At 75.7% G+C, this 5,185-nt stretch carries 3 protein-coding genes and 1 pseudogene; 2 read left to right on the top strand and 2 right to left on the bottom strand.

What is annotated here, in order from left to right; all coding sequences use genetic code 11:
• Positions 1-665: pseudogene (locus ABT247_RS31545) on the bottom strand (hypothetical protein); the annotation flags it as partial.
• Between the two features lie 468 nt (positions 666-1,133).
• Between ABT247_RS31545 and ABT247_RS31540 the strand changes: the two are divergent.
• The gene (locus ABT247_RS31540) at positions 1,134-2,615 is read left to right on the top strand and encodes a DNA-binding protein NsdB (protein ID WP_350749544.1); all 1,482 of its coding nucleotides are present in this window, start codon (positions 1,134-1,136) and stop codon (positions 2,613-2,615) included.
• Between the two features lie 171 nt (positions 2,616-2,786).
• Here the strand turns inward: ABT247_RS31540 and ABT247_RS31535 are convergent, their stop codons facing one another.
• Complete coding sequence (locus ABT247_RS31535) at positions 2,787-3,341, bottom strand: PAS domain-containing protein (protein WP_350749542.1); 555 nt, start codon at positions 3,339-3,341, stop codon at positions 2,787-2,789.
• A 288-nt stretch (positions 3,342-3,629) separates the two neighbouring features.
• Here ABT247_RS31535 and ABT247_RS31530 point away from each other — a divergent pair, with 288 nt between their 5' ends.
• Positions 3,630-5,129 carry a HEAT repeat domain-containing protein gene (locus ABT247_RS31530; protein WP_350749539.1) on the top strand — a complete coding sequence of 500 codons (1,500 nt, stop codon included), beginning with the start codon at positions 3,630-3,632 and terminating at the stop codon, positions 5,127-5,129.
• The last annotated feature ends 56 nt before the right edge of the window (positions 5,130-5,185 follow it).

Raw genomic sequence — 5,185 nt, 5'->3', positions numbered from 1 at the left:
CGGGCGGCCGGCCGCCCGGGAACGCGCTCCATGACGAGCACGCAACGGTCGTGGTCCGCCGCGACCAGCCGGGGCAGCCGCACCGGCGGGCGGTGCCGGACGAACGCCCGGTAGACCGCGACCTCGTGGTGGAAGTCGGCCACCAGCTGCTCGAAGTACTCACTCCGCACCGCCTGCGGCGCCAGGCACTTGGCGACCACGGGCGCCCGCCCGATGGTGCCCGCCACCAGGATGTGGCGGCTGCCCTCGCGCAGGACCTGGCGCGGGGTGAACGCCGGACATATCCGCGCGACGCTCGCCAGCGCGGCCCGTACCGCGGGGGTCTGCAGCGCGGACGGGTCGATCCGCTCGGCCCCGGCCGGCTGGCCGGGCCGGCGGGCGCGCAGCACCTGGCCGTCCGCCTGGCGGGCGAGCGGGACGCGGTGGCCGGCCGACGGGCCGACGGACGGCCCGGTCGGCGGGGCGGCGTCGAGGCCGCGCAGTCCCAGCGCCGTACGGCCGGCCGGGACCCGGGCGTCCGTGGACCGGCCCTCGGTGCCGCGCGGAGCCACCGGACGGCTCGTCGGCGGCACCTGCTTGGGGCCGGGACGGCCGGCAGCTGCGGTGGGGGGGCGCAGCGCGGTGCGGGTCGCGGTCGTCGTGGGGGTCGTCGCTGAGGAGTACATGGGCTGGGGGTGGTCCCTTCCGGTCCGTCGGCGGGTGCTCCCCGCGGGGCGGGGGAGGGCCGGTGCCGTGTGCTTCCTGGTGCGACGGCGGCCCTGCTTCGGTCGGTGGGTGGTGCGCGGGCGCCGGGCACGGACGCGGGGTCGGAACCCCTGTTCGGCAGTTCCGGCCGTCCGCACCCTGGGGAATGCGGTCGGCCGGATCGCCGTGGCCGTGCCCGGCGCCCCCGCGCCACCCGGCCGCGCCACCCCCTCGGGTGAGGACCGGGAGCGTCCCGTGCCACGGTCGGGGGACTGCCCCGAACCAGGTGGGACGCCGCCCGACCCGGTGGTCGAGGTGGCGCACTCCTACAACACACCCGTCGGGCACTGGCTTAGTAGTCTGGCGGGCCCTGGCGAACGGTGGCGAATGCTCGCCTGGCACTTGCCGGAGCCTCTAGCCTGAAGCAGCCGAGGAACCTGGGGGCTTCATTGAGCAGGGGACCCAACACCCGACTCGCCGATCTCTTCGTCCTGACCGGATGGTCCAAGGGCGAACTGGCGCGGCTGGTCAACCGCCGGGGTGCCGCGATGGGGCAGCAGCAGCTGTCCACCGACACGTCGAGGGTACGGCGTTGGATCGAGCAGGGGGAGATCCCGCGCGATCCGGTGCCGAGGGTGCTGGCAGCCGTGTTCACGGAGCGGCTCGGCCGTGTCGTCACCACTGAGGACCTCGGTCTGGAACGACACCGGCCCACCAGGTCCGGAGCGGAGCCGTCCGCAGCAGTGCCATGGTCGCCGGGTCGAACAGCCGCGGTCCTCACCGAGTTCACGGGAATGGACCTCATGCTGAACCGACGTGGATTGGTGGGCGCGGGAGCGGCGCTCACGGCCGGGGCGGTCATCGCCGACTCGCTGAAGGGCTGGCTGGGCGGGGACGCGGTCGCCTACGCGGCCTCCGTCCCCGGGCCGCGCCAGGTGGTCACCGGGGGCGGCGTGCGTCCGGTGGTGGACGTGTACGACGCGGGCCCGGTCGGGCTCGACGAGGTGGAGTCGCTGGAGCGCTCGGTGCAGGTCTTCCGGGCCTGGGACGCGGCGCGTGGCGGCGGGCTCCAGCGCAAGGCGGTGGTCGGCCAACTCAACGAGGTCGGCGGCCTGTTGACGCACCGCCACAACCCGGCGGTGGAGCGGCGGTTGTGGCTGGTCGCGGCCAACCTCGCGGTGCTCGCGGGGTGGATGTCGCACGACGTCGGGCTGGAGCCCACCGCCCAGCGGTACTTCATGATCGCGGCCGAGGCGGCCAAGGAGGCCGGTGACCGGCCGCGGGCCGGCGAGGCGATCTCCCGGGCCGCGCGGCAGATGGTGCACCTGGGGCGGGCCGACGACGCGATCGACCTGATGTCGGCGGCGAAGGCCTCGGCCGGCCGGCTGCTCCCCAGAACGCGCGCGATGTTCAACACCGTCGAGGCCTGGGCGCACGCGTCGATCGGCCACTCCCAGGACACCTACCGGCTCCTCGGGGAGGCGGAGGAACTGTTCGCGGACGACGCGCCGGAGCCGCCGCCGAACTGGATGCAGGTCTTCGACGAGGCGGAGTTGCGCGGCATGCAGGCCCTGGTGCTGCGCACGCTGTCCGAGCACGATCCGTCGGCCGCCGCCCAGGCCCGGCGGCACGCGGAGCGGGTGATCGCCCTGCGGGAGGGCACCGGGCAGCTGCGGTCGGCGCTGTTCGACCGGATCACCCTGGCCTCGGTGCACTGGATCACCGGGGAGCCGGACGAGGCGGAGTTCCAGGCCAAGATGGTGATGAACCTGATCGGTCAGAACTCCTCGCACCGGACGTGGGACCGGCTGCGGGAGATGTACCGGCTGACCGCGCGGTACCGGGGGCTGCCGGTGGTGGACGAGCTGCGGGCGGAGCTCGGGCGGGAGCTGCGGGCGGCGGACACCAAGAACCGGCCGAGGCTGTCGTGAGGCGCGCGGGGTCGGCGTCGGGGTCGTCCTGAGGCGCGCAGGGCGGGCGCCGGGAACGTAGTTGCGGGTGCGTGAGGTGCGCGGGGCCGACTCCGAGAACGGCGTTGCGGGTGTCGTGAGGCGCGCGGCCGTGCGGGCTGCCCGGGGGAGGGGGGCCCCGCCCGCGGTGGCTCAGACCGGCGGGGCCGGCCGGAGCAGCATGCGCAGGGCGGTGACGGTGCCGTCCGCGCCGAGCACGGGTTCGCCCGCGCACTCGACGTTGTCGTGCCGCCCGTCGGCCCGGCGGATCCGCAGCGTGCCGGCGGCCGGACGGCCGTGCACCAGGGCGTCGGTCATCATCCGGCGCAGCAGTGGCCGGTCCGCCTCGGGGAGGCGGTCGGGCAGTCGGTCGAGGCTGAGCGGGCCGTGTGCCGGGTCGCAGCCGAGGAGGAGGTAGGTCTCGGCGTTCCAGTGGACGCCGTCGGTGAGCAGGTCCCACTCGGCCGAGCCGAGGCCGTGGTCGCCGTCGCGGCCGTCGCTCCCGTGGCTTCCGCTGTCGAGGGAGGAGCCGGACGGCTCCCGCGCCGTGCCGTCCACTCTGCCCTCCGTTCCGCTGTCGCCGCCGGCGTCCGCCTCGTCGTGGGCGCGGCCGCGGCTGCCCGGCGAACCGGGGCCGTCCGCGCCCGCCGGGGCGCCGTCCACCGTGGCGGTGTCCGACGCGCGGGCGACGCCCAAGGGCATGTTCATGACCGGCCCCTCGTTCGGTGTGGCCCGCCGGATGCGGGTCGCTCGGGTGGTGACACGACTGTCGCACAGCGTCCTCGGGCCCGGGGGCGATTTGGACATAACGCAGGCAAAATTCCCCTGGCATATGCCACTGTGGCAGCCGCCTTCGTCGCCCTGTGTGCGGATGGTGGCGCGAGGCGGTAACCTTCGGTGATTCCGGCGCCCGGGCGCCCACCGCAGTACCGACCAGAGACCCCCGGCGACGGAAATCCCGTTGCCACTACGACCGCCGCAACGGATGCTGACCTCATGTTCGAGCCAGTGATAGCACCCAGTGCCAGCCTCCTCGGCCTCCTGCAGCGAGGCCGCGGTGACGGGCAGCTCCATGCGCTGGCCGCCGACCGTGCCGAGGCCATCGCCGCGCTGGAGGAGTGCGTCACCAGGGATCCGCGGGCCGACTGGCAGGTCGAGAGCCGCTCCCTCTACTACGCCCGCCTCTACATGGAGCTGGAGGCTCCCCTCGACGGGATCGAGGACCACCTGCACTCCGCCGAGGACCTCGTCAGCGACGATGAGGGCCGCACCGGTCTCGCCCTGTCCGTCCTCGGCCACCTCGCCGCCTACGGCCGGCGCGACGCGCTGCTGATGCTGCGCGAGTACGCCGCCACGGGTGCCAACTGGGCCTGGGCCCTGGACGAGCTCGCCCTGCGCGACGACGACCGGGGCCTGCTGCTGCTCGGCACCGCCGTCCTGGACCGCTTCCCGCCGGGCCCCGAGGGCGACGCCGAACTGCGTGAGTTCATCCGCAACGCGTACGAGCCCCGGCCCTGGCGGCTGTGGGCCGCCTACCACCCGAGAGTCGCCGCGGCGAGCGAGCAGTCGCCCTTCGACCTGTGGCAGCGGCAGCTGAACCGCAGCGGGGTGACCCCGGGCTGGTCCACCGCCGACGTGCTGGCCTGGGCCGACCAGGGCGAGCTGGGCGCCCTCGGCGCCGGCGCCTTCCTGACCCGCCCGGAGCCCGCGCGGACCGAGGACGACCCGTCCGCGCCCGATGCGGTGGACCGCCGCGCCGCGGCGGCCGCCCGCTGCCTGACCGCCGTGGTCCGGCCCGAGGACCGTCCCGTCCTGCTGGAGGCGGCCGCCGACGGCCTGCCCGGCGCCCGGCGGGCCGCCCTGCGCTACCTGGTCGACCAGCGGGACCCGGCCGCCCTCGAGCTGATCGAGGCTGCCGCAGCTGACGTGGACGAGCGGATCGTACGGGCTGCGTTGGAGCTGTTCGGCCGGATGCGCGGCCCCGAGGTGCTGGCGCAGGCCCGCCGCTGGGCCGACCCGGCCAGCGGGGGCGCCGACAGCGCCCTCGGCGAGGCCGCCGTCCGACTGCTCGCCGATGCCGGGGAGCCGGCCGACGCCCCGCTGGTGGTCGCCGGGCTGCGCCGCTGGATGTCCGTGCACGGGGTCGGCGGCGCCGGGCTCGGCTCACTGGTCGACGGTGCGGGGCGGCTGGCCGCCGCCGACGCCGTGCCCGTCCTGCGCCACATCTACGGCGAGGCCGCCTCCTCCGAACTGCGCGGTCGCGCCGCCCGGGCGCTCGCCGCCACCGACGTGCACTTCCCCGAGGGCCCCGCCGTCGAGTGCCTGTGGGACTGCGAGGAGTCCACGCGCGAGCTCGCCGCGCGCCATGTCGCCACCACGGGCGACGCGCGCGTGCTGGAGCGGCTGCGAAGGCTCGCCGCCGACCCGGCCGAGGAGGCCGAGGTCCACGCCGCCGTCCGCGGCCGACTGACCGCCGCCCGGGAGTTCGGCCGTTAGGTCCTCGACGTCCAGCGGGCCGGGACACCCCCAGGGTGTCCCCGACGCCGGCCCCC

This window comes from Kitasatospora sp. NPDC001539 (genome assembly GCF_040298565.1).
GTDB lineage: Bacteria > Actinomycetota > Actinomycetes > Streptomycetales > Streptomycetaceae > Kitasatospora.
Note: the sequence above shows the minus strand (reverse complement) of the source record. Positions and strands in the feature narration are given on the sequence as shown.